The organism is Methylobacterium sp. J-026 (genome assembly GCF_022829585.1).
GTDB lineage: Bacteria > Pseudomonadota > Alphaproteobacteria > Rhizobiales > Beijerinckiaceae > Methylobacterium.
Window position 1 is genome coordinate 1 of sequence record NZ_JAKSYC010000141.1, and the last position, 14,428, is coordinate 14,428.

Annotated in this window: 12 protein-coding genes; 9 read left to right on the forward strand and 3 right to left on the reverse strand. The window is 63.9% G+C overall.

Features of this window, described 5'->3' with window-relative positions; genetic code table 11:
• From MKK69_RS13580 to MKK69_RS13600, 5 genes are all read left to right on the forward strand, one after another.
• Positions 1–1,126: GMC family oxidoreductase (locus tag MKK69_RS13580; protein ID WP_243968479.1), on the forward strand; the 1,126-nt coding region annotated here is incomplete at its 5' end.
• On the forward strand, positions 1,119–2,039 hold the full coding sequence (locus tag MKK69_RS13585; RefSeq protein WP_243968481.1) for a cytochrome ubiquinol oxidase subunit II: 921 nt from the start codon (positions 1,119–1,121) through the stop codon (positions 2,037–2,039). The genes MKK69_RS13580 and MKK69_RS13585, both read left to right, overlap by 8 nt.
• Complete coding sequence (locus MKK69_RS13590) at positions 2,036–4,138, forward strand: cbb3-type cytochrome c oxidase subunit I (RefSeq protein WP_243926750.1); 2,103 nt, start codon at positions 2,036–2,038, stop codon at positions 4,136–4,138. Before MKK69_RS13585 ends, MKK69_RS13590 begins: the two co-directional genes overlap by 4 nt.
• On the forward strand, positions 4,135–4,761 hold the full coding sequence (locus MKK69_RS13595; protein ID WP_243968483.1) for a cytochrome c oxidase subunit 3: 627 nt from the start codon (positions 4,135–4,137) through the stop codon (positions 4,759–4,761). The genes MKK69_RS13590 and MKK69_RS13595 overlap by 4 nt, the downstream gene beginning before the upstream one ends.
• A complete protein-coding gene (locus MKK69_RS13600) occupies positions 4,758–5,207 on the forward strand; it encodes a cytochrome o ubiquinol/quinol oxidase subunit IV (protein WP_243968485.1) in 450 nt (149 codons plus the stop codon). The genes MKK69_RS13595 and MKK69_RS13600 overlap by 4 nt, the downstream gene beginning before the upstream one ends.
• Before the next feature lie 25 nt (positions 5,208–5,232).
• Here the strand turns inward: MKK69_RS13600 and MKK69_RS13605 are convergent, their stop codons facing one another.
• From MKK69_RS13605 to MKK69_RS13615, 3 genes are all read right to left on the reverse strand, one after another.
• A complete protein-coding gene (locus MKK69_RS13605) occupies positions 5,233–6,261 on the reverse strand; it encodes an SDR family oxidoreductase (RefSeq protein WP_243968487.1) in 1,029 nt (342 codons plus the stop codon).
• A 259-nt stretch (positions 6,262–6,520) separates the two neighbouring features.
• Entirely contained in the window at positions 6,521–7,198 is a 678-nt protein-coding gene (locus tag MKK69_RS13610) for a DUF6629 family protein (RefSeq protein WP_279598371.1), read from the reverse strand.
• 786 nt (positions 7,199–7,984) lie between these two features.
• On the reverse strand, positions 7,985–8,713 hold the full coding sequence (locus MKK69_RS13615; RefSeq protein WP_243968491.1) for a DMT family transporter: 729 nt from the start codon (positions 8,711–8,713) through the stop codon (positions 7,985–7,987).
• A gap of 136 nt (positions 8,714–8,849) precedes the next feature.
• On the opposite strand from MKK69_RS13615, the gene MKK69_RS13620 reads away from it, so the two are divergent.
• The 4 genes from MKK69_RS13620 to MKK69_RS13640 form a co-directional block, all read left to right on the forward strand.
• Positions 8,850–10,018, forward strand: a protein-coding gene (locus MKK69_RS13620) for an IS3 family transposase (RefSeq protein WP_243968493.1) whose coding sequence is annotated in 2 segments (ribosomal slippage) — positions 8,850–9,114 and positions 9,114–10,018 — 1,170 coding nt in all. Because the reading frame shifts where the segments join, the coding sequence is not laid out codon by codon here.
• A gap of 813 nt (positions 10,019–10,831) precedes the next feature.
• Entirely contained in the window at positions 10,832–12,211 is a 1,380-nt protein-coding gene (locus MKK69_RS13630) for a site-specific DNA-methyltransferase (RefSeq protein ID WP_243968495.1), read from the forward strand.
• Between the two features lie 2 nt (positions 12,212–12,213).
• The gene (locus tag MKK69_RS13635; protein ID WP_243968496.1) at positions 12,214–13,011 is read left to right on the forward strand and encodes a DUF5681 domain-containing protein; all 798 of its coding nucleotides are present in this window, start codon (positions 12,214–12,216) and stop codon (positions 13,009–13,011) included.
• A gap of 356 nt (positions 13,012–13,367) precedes the next feature.
• Positions 13,368–14,428: DUF6538 domain-containing protein (locus tag MKK69_RS13640; protein WP_243968498.1), on the forward strand; the 1,061-nt coding region annotated here is incomplete at its 3' end.

A 14,428-nucleotide genomic window follows, 5' to 3' on the forward strand; every position in this document is an offset into this window, starting at 1 on the left:
GCGCTACCGCTACCGTGCCCACGAGCTGAACGCCGCCGCCAAGGTGCTCGCCCGCGGGGCCGAGGCGATGGGCATCGACTGGACGCCGACGCCGCTCGCCACCGTCTCGGCACCGCGCGGCGACAGCCCCCCTTGCGTCTACCGCGGCTTCTGCACGGTCGGCTGCTCCACTAACGCCAAGCAGAGCGTCCTCGTGACCTACCTGCCGCGGGCGCTGGCGGCCGGTGCGGAGATCCGAGATCTCGCCATGGTCGGGCGGATCGAGACCAAGGACGGGCGCGCCACAGGGGTGCACTATTTTCGCGATGGGCGCTGGCGCTTCCAGCGCGCCAGGAACGTGGTGGTGGCGGGCTACGCCATCGAGACGCCGCGCCTGCTCCTGATGTCGGCCAACCGCGAGTTTCCGGACGGGCTCGCCAACTCCTCCGGTCTGGTGGGCAAGAACCTCATCGTTCAGGGCAACCAGGCCGTCTGGGGCGACTTCGAGGAAGAGATCCGCAGCTACAAGGGGCCGCCCTCACTCGCTGTCACCGAACATTGGAACTACGAGGATCGGGGCAAGGATTTCCATGGCGGCTACTGTTACATGAGCCAGGGGCCGCTTCCGACGCTCTGGGGCAGCACTCAGGCCGGTGCGCACGGCCTCTGGGGCGAGGCGCTGGTCTCCGAGATGCAGCGCTACAATCACGTCGCCGGGCTGAAGATCGTCTCGGAATACCTCGCCCAGGAGCGCAACCGGGTCACCCTCTCCGACGAGACGGATCAGTACGGGCTGCCCATCCCGCGCATCACCTATTCCTGGTGCGACAACGACAAGGCTCTGAACCGTCACGGCCTCGATTTCATGGGCCAAGCCCTCGCCGCCGCGGGCGGTCGCAACATCTGGGAGCAGGGCGACGACACCAACCACCTCTACGGCACCGCCCGGATGGGTCACGATTCCAAGACCTCGGTCGTGAACGGCGATTGCCGTTCCTGGGACATCCCCAACCTCTGGGTCTGTGATGGCTCGGTCTTCCCGACGACCGGCGGCGTGAACCCGTCGCTCACCATCCAGGCGATCGCCTTGCGCACGGCCGACCGGATCAGGGCGATGGCACGCGGCGGGGACCGCCGCGATGCCTGAGGCCTTAGGCGCGCCGCTGCGCCCGAACCGTCACGGCAGGGCGTCCTCCCGTCTCGCGTCGTCTCTTGTCGCGTTCGCGCTGCTGCCGCTCGGTGGCTGCGGCATTCTCGATCACGGCATGCTCGGCGCAGCGGGGCCGGTCGCCGATCAGACGCGCAGCCTGTTCCTGCTCGTCTGTATAATCCTGATCTTCGTCGTCGGGCCGGTGCTGGTACTGACCCCCCTCTTCGCCTGGCACTACCGCCTTTCCAACACGAAGAGCGCCTACCGCCCGCAATGGGGCTTCAACTGGCCGCTCGAAGGTTTGATCTGGATTCCCCCGGTGATCATCGTGGTCGTTCTCGCCGTGTTCCTCTGGCGGGACACCCACCGTCTCGATCCCTACAAGCCGCTCGCGTCGCCCTATCCCCCGGTCGAGGTCCAGGTGGTCGCGCTCGATTGGAAGTGGTTGTTCATATACCCCGACGAAGGCGTTGCCACCGTCAACCGGCTCGTCATTCCCGCTGGCCGGCCCGTCCATCTCAGCCTGACCAGCGGCACCGTGATGCAGTCGTTCTTCGTCCCGCAACTGGCTGGCCAGATCTACGCGATGGCGGGCATGACCACGCAGCAGAACCTCGCTGCACATGCACCCGGAAAGTTCCGCGGCGAGAACACGCAATTCAATGGAATGGGTTTTCAAAATCAGAAATTTTCCGTCGAGGCCGAGACGGGGGACGATTATCGGGCATGGCTCGCGCAGGCCCGTGCAGGCGGCAAGACCCTGGACTTGGCCACATTCAAGACCCTGTCGGCGCGGTCCGTCCAAGCCGACCCGATTCAGTTCGGCGCGACCGCTTCTGGCCTGTTCGAGGCAATCGTCGCGATGAATGACCCGGGCATGCACGGCGCCCACGGACATGGACACCGATGACCGACGCAGCGATCCGATACGCACTTTTCGGCCGCCTAGACGCGAAGGCGTTTCCCTTCGTCCGAGCCTGGGAGAACCCGAATCTCAGCGAGATCATCGGCGCGGCCGCGGGTGCGATGGTGGTGATCGGCGCCGTGGCCCTCGTCGTGGTGCTGACTTGGAAGCGGTGGTGGCGACCGCTGTTCCTCGATTGGCTGACCAGTCTCGACCACAAAAAGATCGGCATCATGTACGTCGTCATCGCCGGGGTCATGCTCAGCCGTGCCCTGATCGAAGCGGTTCTGATGCGGGCGCAGCAGTCGCTCGCCGTCAACGCTCCCGGCATCGTCGCTCCCGAGCACTTCGCGCAGCTGTTCAGTACGCACGGCACGATCATGATTTTCTTCATGGCGATGCCGTTCCTAACGGGCCTGATCAACTACGTGGTGCCGCTCCAGATCGGCGCGCGCGACGTCGCCTTTCCGCTCCTCAACTCGATCAGCCTGATGCTGACGGCGGGAGGCGCCGGCCTCGTGATGATCTCTCTGGCCGTCGGAGAGTTTTCGACCGGTGGCTGGTCCGGCTATCCCCCCTATACGGAAACGGCGTTCCAACCCGGCGTCGGCCCCGACTACTGGATCTGGGCGATCACGCTGTCGTCCCTCGGCACGACCCTCTCGGGGCTGAACTTCGCCGCGACAATCTACAAGAAGCGGTGCCCGGGGATGCATCTCACGCGCATGCCGCTGTTCTGCTGGACCGCGTTGTGCACCTCGATCCTGATGATCTTCGCGATGCCGCCGCTGACGCTCGCGACCGCCCTGCTCGCCCTCGATCGGTATCTCGGTTTTCACTTCTTCACCAACGATCTCGGCGGCAACATGATGAACTACGTGAACCTCTTCTGGCTATTCGGCCATCCGGAGGTTTACATTCTTATCCTGCCGGCTTTCGGGGTGTATTCGGAGGTGATTTCGGCGTTCTCGTCCAAGGAGCTCTACGGTTACAAGTCGCTGGTCATCGCCACGATGGCGATCGGGGTGCTCTCGTTCACGGTCTGGCTCCACCATTTCTTCACGATGGGCCAGAGCGCCAACGTCAACGCCTTTTTCGGCGTCGCCACCATGACGATCGCCGTGCCGACCGGGGTCAAGGTCTACGACTGGATCTGGACGATGTTTCGCGGCGAACTCCGTTTCACGCCGCCGATGCTGTTTTCCGTCGCCTTCATCATGACCTTCGTGCTCGGCGGCATCACCGGCGTCATGCTCGCCATCCCGCCGATCGACTTCGTCGTGCACAACACCGTCTTCCTGGTGGCCCACTTCCACAACGTGCTGATCCCCGGCCTGCTCTATGGCATGATTGCCGGCTATCAGTATTGGTTCCCGAAGGCGTTCGGGTTCCGGCTCTCGGAAGGGTGGGGTAAAATCTCGTTCGTGTGCTGGGTCGTGGGCTTCTACCTCGCCTTCATGCCGCTCTACGTACTCGGGCTCGGCGGCATGGCGCGCCGCTCGCAGGCGCTGTTCGACCCGGACTATGAACCCTGGCTCATCGTGGCCGTCGTGGGCGCCTTCATCCTGCTGGCCGCCCTCGCCACGCTGTTCGTGCAGCTCTGGGTGAGCATCCGCGACCGCGAACACAACCGCGTTCCCGTCGGCGACCCTTGGGATGCGCGCGGCCTCGAATGGTCGATCCCCGCACCGCCGCCGGAGTACAACTTCGCCACGATCCCTCGGGTTTATCACCTCGACGCCTTCTACTGGCGCAAGGCGCGCGGGGATGCGTACAAATTTGCCGACAGCTACGCCGACATCGTGATCCCGAAGAACAGCTGGGTCGGCCCGATCGTCGGGGGTGCTGGCGCAGCCTGCGCCTTCGGCTTGGTCTGGCACATCTGGTGGCTGACGATTCTGGGGTTCGCAACCGCTTGGCTCGCGGTGATCGCGCGCAGCTTCGTGAGAGACACTCACCGCACGATCCGGGCCGCCGAGGTCGAGTCGACTGAGCGCCGCTGGCTCGCCCTGGCGGCCGCGACGCGGCCGATACCGCGCCGTCTGGAAGAGAGCTCGGCCAATCTCGGCCTCGCGGAACCCTTCCCACCGGAGGTGACGGCGTGAGTGGCCCGCAATTGAAGCATGTCGGACTGAACCTCACCGGCTCCGACGAACTCGAACCGGGCGAGGCCGCGCTTGGCCTTTACGGGTTCTGGATCTTCCTGATGAGCGATGCGGTGCTGTTCGCCCTGCTCTTCGCGGTCTATGGCACGCAGCTGTCGGCAACCGTCGGCGCTCCCGGACCGGAGGCGGAGTTCAAGCTCGGCAGCGCGTTTCTCGAGACGCTGATCCTGCTGACCAGCAGCCTGACCTTCGGGCTCTCGGCGATCGCGATGAAGTATGACCGGACACGGACCGGTCTCGTCGTCTGGCTGTGCGTCACCCTCGCCCTCGGCCTCGCCTTCCTCGGCTTCGAGATCCACGATTTTGTGGCGATGTTCCGCGATGGCGCCACGCCGGATCGTAGCGGCTTCCTCTCGGCCTTCTTTGCGCTCGTCCCGACGCACGGCCTCCACGTCACCGCGGGCTGCCTCTGGATCGCGGTGATGCTCGTTCAGATCGCGGTCCACGGTACGGACCCTCGGGTCAAGCTCGACGTGCTGAAGCTCGGCCTGTTCTGGCACTTTCTCGACATCGTCTGGATCGCGATCTTCTCCGTGGTCTATCTTCAGGGAACACTCGGATGAATGCGCGAGGCCGATCCAAGGGCGCCATCCTGCTGAAGGCCGTCGGCGCTGCGGCCCTGCTCGGAACCGCGCGCGCGCTGACCGGCTTCGCGAACCAGGAACCGCGGCAGGCAGGCGCGGGCAAGGCTCGAACCGAGGATGCGGAGCATTCCAGGCGGGACGACCTGATGACCTATGGCGTCGGTTACGGACTGGCGCTGCTTCTGACCGGGGCCGCCTTCGCCGTCGTTACGTGGCGCTGGGCGGCGGGAGCGACGGCGCTCGGGATCGTCTTCACCCTGGCGCTGCTCCAGGCCATCGTGCACTTCCGCTTCTTCCTGCACGTCGACTTGAAGCGCTCGGCCCGCGACGATCTTCAACTGATCCTCTTTTCCACTCTCATCGTCTGTCTGATGGTGGGCGGCACCCTCGTCGTACTGCTCAACCTGCGCATGCGGATGATGTAGACGATCGAGGCGCCATCCATGCCGTCTACCGAAGCCGGCGTGGCGTTTCCGTGGCCCTGGCGATCGATAAGGTGCCGAGCAGCACGGCGCCGAGCGCAGTGGCGATGCCGAGCTTGAGCCAGCGCGGATCGGCGGCCGGCACCGTGGCGACCGCTCGATCGTCGAAACGTCCGTGCGCGCCGGGATCGGTATCGACGGGCTCGTAGAGGTTGTCCGGTCGGCCTTCAAGTGCGGCCTGGCTCGTCATCTCACCGCGATAGCCGTGGCGTGCGAGATATCCGTCGATCCAGCCCGGAATGATCATGTTGCCGATGATCGCCTTCCAGGTCGGGACACCGATCCAGAGTTCCCGGGGCGCGGTGTGCGCCGCTCGATAGACGTGGCGCGCGATCGCCTCCGGCTGGTAAATCGGCGGCACCGGCTCCAGCCGACGCGGCATGCGCGTGCGCGCCCAGTCGAATTGAGGCGTGTTCACCGCCGGCAGCTGCACCATCGTCAACCGCACCCGGCTGCCATCGTGCAGCAATTCGCTGCGCAGACTGTCGATGAATCCGCGTACGGCGGCCTTGGCAGCACAGTAGCTCGACTGCAACGGGATCGAACGGTACGCCAAGGCGGATCCAATGCAGACGATGGATCCGGCGTTGCGCGCTTGCATGTGCTTCAGGGCCGCGAGTGTGCCGTGAACCTGACCGAGATATGTTACCTCGGTCGCCCGCCTGTACTCCTTCGGCGATGTTTGCTGCACGGGCGCGTAGATCGTCACCATGGCGACGTTGATCCAGACGTCGATGCCACCGAACTCCGTCACGGTCTCGTCCGCCGCGCGCATGACGGCGTCGGCGTCCGCGACGTCGACCTGATGGGGCAGCGCCCGGCCTCCGGCGCGCTCGATATCGCGCACCGTTCCTCGCAATCCGGCCTCGCCCCGTGCCAGTACCGAGACGTTCCAGCGATTCCGGGCGAACTCATGTGCGATCGCCCGCCCCACTCCGGCGCTGGCCCCCGTTATCACCACGGTGGGACGTCGGTCGGCTCTACTCTCGCGGTTCATTGATCGCCCATGGATTGACGTGAAGATTTCACTTCGACGGTCGTTAACCCCCGAATCGACTGGGCGTTCGCACGGTATGGACGATAGGGCGGTTCGATCAGATCCGTCGCGTGCCATGATCGCTCGAAATCCCACCTGGCGAACAGGCGCTGTGACACAAGATGCGAGCTGAACGTCCGCACGACATTGTCGCGCTCGCCCGGGCGATCCCACGCAGCGCGCGACAGGTGGAGGGGGAGGTGGGGACATGGGCGGTCGCTCACCCCGCGGCCCGCGCAACGCGTGAGGCGTTCGGCTCCGAAACGTCGATGCGGCCGGCGCGAAACTGCCAGAACAACATCATACTGGCTATGGCAGCGTAGAGGCACCAGACCGACGTGAAAGCATAACCTTTGGCGATGAGGGTCGCGATCACACCTACGAAGTTGAGCCATCCGAACCAACGCACCACCTTGTGGCTCGACAGGATCAGTGCGCCACAGGTCGCCAGGACGTATGTCACTGCCACCCCGGACAGGGCGGTGCCGGGATTGTCGTAGTGGATCGAGTGTCGTTCGATGCAGGCCGTGCTCGGATAGACGATAAGGCCACGGAACACGAAGGCGGCGAGACCCGCTCCGAGGAGCGTTAAGCCCGCGATCATCCAACGCCGACGCCCAGGCGGCTCCATCAGGAGAACGGCGAGCGGCATCAGGAGCGGCAGGATGCCCTGCGCGTAGAGCATATACAGGAAGACGAGATGCCCTTGGGCTTCTTGTCTGATTTGGCCCTCAAGACCGAGCCAGACGAATCCCTCCGTGAATTGGTGGAGGGCGAAGAACATGGGCGTTGCCGCAAACAGGACGGCGCGGGGTTGCCGGACATGGGCAAGCGTCGCGACACCGATAAGGCTGATCACTCCGCTCGCGATGAAATCGACTTCTGGCGAAAAACACATACGCAGTTACCCAAACTCGAAAAGTTTCGAAGAGCCTTCGTGCGGAGAGCACCGCAGTCGGTCAAGCTGCGTTCGTCGCTCGAGCACAATAGGCCGAAGAATTACCCAGCACTCGCAGCGTAAGCGCTTCTGCAGCCGCCATCGCCGTCCGCCCCAGTGCTACAGGAAGCGCGCTGTCCCGCAGATGGCACCGCGCATCCGGCTAAAAGAACTGGCCTCTGTGGGGGAGCTCTCCAGCTGTCGGCGGCTGAATGACCAAAGATTAACATAAATCGCTGGCTACAAACAGGTTCAAAGACCATAATTCGAGAACTTGCACGAGCTGTGAATAAATTCAACCGAGCACGCGGAAAACTAACTATGTGTTGTAACTACGGAAAACACCTCTGCCAAATATAGAATTCGAATCTACGTTGCCGCGGACCAGATCCGGCAGCTGCTTAGTTGTCCGTGAAGAGGTGCCCGAGTGCGACCTTACGTGTCTGCTTTCGGGATACGTCGAAACCTCTTTGAATGACCGGGATGGGCGCACAGCCGATCGTCCGGTTTTGCGCGCTCAGGCCATCCGGCATGACGTGGTCTGGCCGAAAGCGGAAGGACTGCTTCGGAGGAGGCCGGCCGAAAAAGCGGACGGACTCCTACCGACGCAACGCGGTCTGTGAGTTGCCGACGACACCGCTGGAAGCAGCCGTTCGAAAGCGCTGACCAGGACCAGCTTTGCGTGCCCATTCTGGTTTAACGATTGCCGCGATCTCATCGACAGCAGTCGATAATGGCTCGGGGCGATCACTTCTCCAAAGCGAGGACGACACCTCCGAGCGTCAGCGCCATGGACACGATCTCGCGCACACCCAGGGGTTCACCGAGCAGCAGGGCTGCCGAGAGTATGCCGATCAGGGGAACCAGCAACATGCACGTGGACGTTGCCACGGGCGACAGCCGACGCAGGGCCGCGAACCATGACAGGTAGCAGGCCGCCATCGGGATCAGGGTCATGTAGGCGAACGCCACAGCGCTCGCACCGCTGAGCGACGTCACCGCCGGCCGTTCGAGGACGAGGCCGAACCCGACCATCGGCAGGCAGCCGAGCCCGACCTGCCAAGCGGTCAGCGCGAACGGGGGCATCGCCAAGGCGGCTCTGTTGAGAACGCCACCCAACGCGAACAGCATCGCGGCGGCAAGCGCGAAGCCGATGCCGGGAAGTGTCTCGGCGCTGGGGGGCCCTCCGCCGGCGCCGAGCAGAACGCCGATGCCGGAGAGACCGAGCGCGAGCGCAACGAAGCCCCACACCGTCGGACGACTGCCGATGAGCGCCCAGGCGAACAAGGTGGCCCAGATCGGCATCGAGTGGCCCAGCAGGGCCGCCTCGCCGACGGTGATCCAGCGCAGGCACAGGGCCGAGAAGCCCATCCATGCGAAGACGTTGGTGAACGCGGCCATCGCCAGCCGGGCGCGAGCCCCGCGGGGCACGGCGAGATGCTCGCCGCGCAGGCGCGCCAGGGCGGCGAGCAGCATCGCCGCCCACGCCAGCCAAGCCCCGCCCGAACAGCGGGGGCCAGCTTTGCAGGACGACCTTCATTGCCAGCTGGCCTGCCCCCTAAAAAGTGGTCCTCCCTGAGGTATGGCTTCGCGCCATGTGGAGGATGTTCTGATGCGTCGGAAGAAGCATACGGCTGAAGAGATCGTCGCCAAGCTGCGCCAAGTTGATGTCTTGGTCTCGCAAGGCCGCAAGATCTCTGAAGCAATCCGATCGATCGAGGTGACGGAGGTCACGTACTATCGTTGGCGATCCGAGTACGGCGGCTTGAAGGGAGATCAGGTCAAGCGGCTGAAGTCTCTGGAAACTGAGAACCAGCGCCTCCGCCGGGCGATCTCCGACCTGACGCTGGAGAAGCTCATCCTGAAGGAGGCGGCTTCGGGAAACTTCTGAGCGCGGCTCGCCGCCGGGCTTGTGTCGATTACGTCGTGACCGAGCATGGCGTGTCGGAACGGTTCGCTTGCCGCGTTCTCGGTCAGCACCGCTCGACACAGCGCAAGCGCGCCGTGGTGGTCGAGGACGAGGCCGCACTGACCGCCGCCATCGTCGCACTGGCTCTGCGGTACGGGCGCTACGAGTACCGTCGGATCACGGCGATGCTGCGTCGCGATGGCTGGACGGTCAACGTGAAGCGGGTCGAACGGATCTGGCGGCGGGAGGGGCTCAAGGTTCCAGCCCGACAGCCGAAGCGAGCACGCCTCTGGCTTAACGACGGCTCGTGCGTGCGCCTGCGGCCGGAGCGGCCTGACCACGTCTGGTCCTACGACTTCGTCGAGCACCGGACGCATAACGGTCGCAAGTACCGGATGCTGAATGTCCTCGACGAGTTTACCCGTGAGTGCCTGGCGATCCGCGTATCTCGTAAGCTGAAGGCGCACGATGTGATTGATGTCCTCTCAGATCTATTCAGCCTGCGCGGCGTGCCAGGCCATATCCGCTCGGACAATGGACCTGAGTTCATCGCTCGATCTGTCCGTGACTGGATCGCGGCAGTCGGCTCAGAGACCGCCTACATCGAGCCTGGCAGTCTGTGGGAGAACGGGTATTGCGAGAGCTTCAACGCGAAGCTGCGCGATGAACTCCTCAACGGCGAGGTATTCTACACCCTCAAGGAAGCCAGCGTCGTGATCGAGCAATGGCGGACGCACTACAACAGCATCCGACCGCACTCGTCACTTGGCTACTGCCCGCCTGCGCCGGAGGTCGTCATGTGGCCAACAGAACCGAGCGGCTCAGTGCCGTCCGCTCGGCCTGCCATCGTCACGCGACCGACGATGCACTAACTTCAAACCTGGGCCACTGGATGGGGGCAGGCCAGTGGCGTCCGCATCGTCGAGAACTTCGCTGCCAGCATCGGTCAGGACGGAGATGCCGTGCGGTCCGCGCTGACACTTCCTTGGAGCAGTGGACAGGCTGAAGGGCAGATCACGCGTCTCTAGCTCCTGAAGCGCGCCATGTACGGCCGCGCCAACCTCGATCTCCTCCGCCGACGGTTCCTCCTCGCAGCCTGATCCACCAAACTTGGCGAAGAGCCACTTTTCAGAGGGCAAGCCACCCTGGCAGCCGGATCCTCCCGGCCCAAGCCGGTGATCGTCGTGGCTCTATGCGAGCCACACCACGCCAGGGGACACGACCAGGCCGCAGGGTCGCTTATCCCAAAGCGTGTACTCTGGCACCCCTACGCTCGAAATCTGCGAGATCGGCAAAGCCGTCTGCCTTAACTGGGCGACCACGTCTACGGGCTCGTGCTGTATTCTGCTCCCGCCCATCCTCGTCTCGATCTGAAATCCAGACCTCAGGACTACAGGCCCAGGACGGCAGTCTATCGTCACCAGTTTATCCGAAAATAAATTTCAAGGGTATAATATACCCATCGTGACAGGGGCGTTTGACAAGCGTATTTTTTATGATAAATCCTCCAAAAAATCGAATCGCGTGAATAAATAGCCCTGCAACACAGAGATTTGTCTGCGGCAGGACGCAAAGAAAATGGCCACCGGAAGTGGGGGTGACGTCGATTTGCTGCGTCACGGCCCTGTCGAGCGACGGGATGCAGTCATCTTTCAGTTTATGTTTTGTGGAGGTAGGGCCCAGCCGTGACCGAACTCGCCATCACGTACCTGCCCGTGGCCGAGCTGCGCCCGTTCGCAAGGAACGCGCGCTCACACTCGAGGAAGCAAATCCGGCAGATCGCCGACAGCATCCAGGCCTTCGGCTTCACCAGCCCAGTCCTGGTCGACGACGTCGGCACGATCCTGGCGGGCCACGGCCGCATCGAGGCCGCCAAGCTCGTCGGCATGGCACAGGTGCCGTGCGTTCGCTTAGCGAGCATGACGCCGGAGCAGAAGCGCGCCTACGTGCTGGCAGACAACAAGCTCGCCCTCAACGCCGCCTGGGACGACGAACTGCTGGCCTTGGAACTCCAGCATCTCATGACGCTCGACCTCGACTTCGATGTCGGCGTCACTGGCTTCACAGTCGCCGAGACCGACCTGCTTATCGAGGGGCTACAGCCCGAGGAGGCCAGCGATCCCCGGGACGAGAGGCTGCCCACGCTGCGGACGGACGAGGACCGTGTGCGTCCGGGCGACCTCTGGGCGCTTGGTCCGCACCGGCTCCTATGCGGCAGCGCGCTGGATGCGACGAGCTACGCCCGGCTGATGGCCGGCGAGCGCGCGCAGATGGTGTTCACCGACCCGCCCTACAACGTGCCGATCCAGGGGCACGTCGGCGGCTCGGGCGCGATCCGGCACCGGGAGTTCGCCATGGCTTCGGGCGAGATGACTGAGGAAGCCTTCACCGATTTCCTGCGAACTGCCTTCGTCCACCTCGTCCAATATAGCCAAAACGGCTCCATCCACCTCGTGTGCATGGACTGGCGGCACATGGACGAGATGCTGCAGGCCGGAAGCGATACCTACAGCGAGCTTAAGAACCTCATCGTCTGGGTCAAGACCAACGGCGGCATGGGGACTTTCTACCGCTCGCGCCATGAGTTGGTGTTTGCATTCAAAAGCGGGACGGAACCGCACGTAAACAGCTTCGAGCTTGGGCAGCATGGGCGCAACCGCACCAACGTTTGGGAGTACGCGGGTGCCAACAGCTTCAAAGCGGGTCGGATGGAAGAGCTCGAGCTGCACCCGACGGTCAAGCCGGTGGCGCTAGTAGCGGATGCGATCAAAGACGTCTCGGCGCGGGGTGGCTTGGTGCTTGATCCGTTCGGGGGCAGCGGCTCGACCCTGATCGCGGCGCACAAGACAGGGCGTCGGGCGCGGCTGATCGAACTCGACCCGGTGTACTGCGACCGCATCCTACGGCGCTGGGAGGTGCACGCGAAGGACGACGCCGTGCTGCTCGCTCGAGAGAGAGAACCGGTTGGCGACTTGGACGATGACGCAAGGCGTGACGATGCGAGCTCTGCGACAACGCGAGAAGACCAGGCGCGAGCCACGAGCTCCGTGGGCGGGGAGGGCTGAGCATGGACGGCCGGGATACTCCACTGACGCAGCCCCAGCCGGGGGATGTGGACGGGGCGATGCAAGTGGAGAAGGTTGGCTACGGTCGACCGCCGGTAAGGACACGGTACCAGCCGGGCCGGTCGGGCAACCCTGCGGGTCGGCCCAAAGGCGCTCGCAACAGGTCGCCCGCCAGGGAGGTCGAGCGCGCACGTGAGACCGCACTGGCGGAAGTCTACCGCGAGGTCCGGGCGACGGACGGTGGCCGGACGATCGTAATCACGATGCTGCAGGCGATTTGGCGCGCAGTCATAGCGAAGGCCGCGAAAGGCGACTTCCGTTCGATCAAGTACGTAATTGATAAAGCCGGCGAGATCGAGAAAGAAAAGGCAGCGCAGCTCGTCACCAATCTCAAGGCGGCTGTAGAATATCAGAAGAGGGCCTACATCGAAATTGAGCGGCACGAGGCGGCCGGCGCAGAACTTCTGGAGATCTACCCGCACCCGGATGACATGCGCTTCGATTTCGATCGCGGTATCGTCGATATCATCGGCCCGCGAGAACCTGAAGAACGAGAGATCTGGGATCAGATCGATGCTATTATTTTGATGGAAGACGGTACAGTGGCGGAGATTGAGCGGCTGGAACGCACTCTGGAAGGCAGTGGACTAGAGCCTGAGGAGGCACGGTCTCTCTGTGAGAGACTGGAGATCATGAAGCGTGTGCAGAAACGTCTTACGAATTCGAACGCATCAATGCCGCCGGAGGACAAGGCGTGGCGGCTTCGTAGGCTAAAAAAGGCTGGCAGAGGAAAAGCATAGTCGGGTCTCACGGCCGAGCGGCCGAGTGGTCTGAACCGCTGTTCTGGGACACGCGTCCGACTGTTTTGAAGGGATCGAATCCCTGTTCCTTCGGGACGCGGGAAAAACGCAAATGCATGCTGCGGTTACCTTTTTTGGCGCCAAATCGGCGCTGCCCAGCATTGGATGGCCCGGGAACAGGCGGTTTTCCCTGTATTTTCCCTGTAAATCGCTTAGGCAGCTTGGAGACCGGTTCGCGCCTGACTGCGTGCACCGCCACCACCGCCAGAAGCGGTGTGGATCCCGTAGCTTACTGACATGCAATGGCTTTTCGGGCTGCCTGTGGTACACACGGGTGGTACACAATGCCCCTCGCCATGGCGCGCCCCTTCAAATCCCCCAACGGTATCTACTGGCTGCGCAAGCGCGTGCCGAACGCCCTGCGTCCGCTCGTCGGCAAGCTGGAGATCAAGCAGAGCCTCGGCACCCGCGATCCGGTCGAGGCCAAGCGGCTCCATGCCGAGGCCCTCGCACGGTTGGAGCGTCAGTGGGCGAACCTGCAGCAGGGACCAGGGACGCTGAGCGAGCGGGAGGCTCACGCCATCGCCGCGCCGATCGAGACCTGGCTCGTGAACCAGCACGCCGACAACCCACGTCGGCAGACGCTTTGGGATCCTACACTGGGCGCCGATCTCTGGGCATCCACAGCCCCATCCCTCCCGCCGTCGAGCTCGGACACCTCCCTGCTCACATTCGATCTGACGTTCATGCAGCGCCGGCCTATGCAGGAATGGTGTCTGACAACGGCAGACGCCTGCCTGGGAACCCAGGGCCTTCAGGTCGACGAGGCCGGACGGCTCCTGCTCGCCGAGGCGATCGCCATGGCGATGCAACGCGGCGCCGAGACCTTGCAGCGCTACGCCCGGGGCGACTACGGAAATCCAGCTGCGGTTAGCGATCGACCAATCCCGCTGTCGCCTTCGCCAACGGCTGCGGCCGTCCCGTCCGGGCCGGCGGTCACCTTCCGCGACCTGGCAAGCGGATGGATCAAGGAGCGCCAGCCCGCTGAGAAGACGCGTTACACCTTCCCGCGCGTCCTCGACGAACTCGCTGCCTTCCTGGGCCACGACGACGCTGCGTTGCTCAGCGGTGGGGATCTGGTCCGCTGGAAGGAGGCACTCCTCGACCAGGGCCTCGCCGGCTCCACGATCCGCAACGGCAAGCTCGGCCCCGTCCGAACCATCCTGCAGTGGGGCGTCGACAACAAGAGGCTGTCCGCCAACGCGGCGACCCGCGTCGGCGTCTCGACCAAAGCCAAGGCGTCGGAAGGGAAGATCCCGTTCAGCGACGCCGAGGCCAGTCTGATTCTCGGAGCGGCAGCGGCTGAGCGCGATCCCATCTACCGCTGGGTGCCGTGGCTGTGCGCCTATACCGGCGC

Coding starts and splice junctions, on each gene's coding strand:
- MKK69_RS13585 (WP_243968481.1), top strand. CDS start 1,119: ATGCCTGAGGCCTTAGGCGCGCCGCTGCGCCCGAACCGTCACGGCAGG.
- MKK69_RS13590 (WP_243926750.1), top strand. CDS start 2,036: ATGACCGACGCAGCGATCCGATACGCACTTTTCGGCCGCCTAGACGCG.
- MKK69_RS13600 (WP_243968485.1), top strand. CDS start 4,758: ATGAATGCGCGAGGCCGATCCAAGGGCGCCATCCTGCTGAAGGCCGTC.
- MKK69_RS13605 (WP_243968487.1), bottom strand. CDS start 6,261: ATGAACCGCGAGAGTAGAGCCGACCGACGTCCCACCGTGGTGATAACG.
- MKK69_RS13610 (WP_279598371.1), bottom strand. CDS start 7,198: ATGTGTTTTTCGCCAGAAGTCGATTTCATCGCGAGCGGAGTGATCAGC.
- MKK69_RS13615 (WP_243968491.1), bottom strand. CDS start 8,713: ATGCTGCTCGCCGCCCTGGCGCGCCTGCGCGGCGAGCATCTCGCCGTG.
- MKK69_RS13635 (WP_243968496.1), top strand. CDS start 12,214: ATGGACGGCCGGGATACTCCACTGACGCAGCCCCAGCCGGGGGATGTG.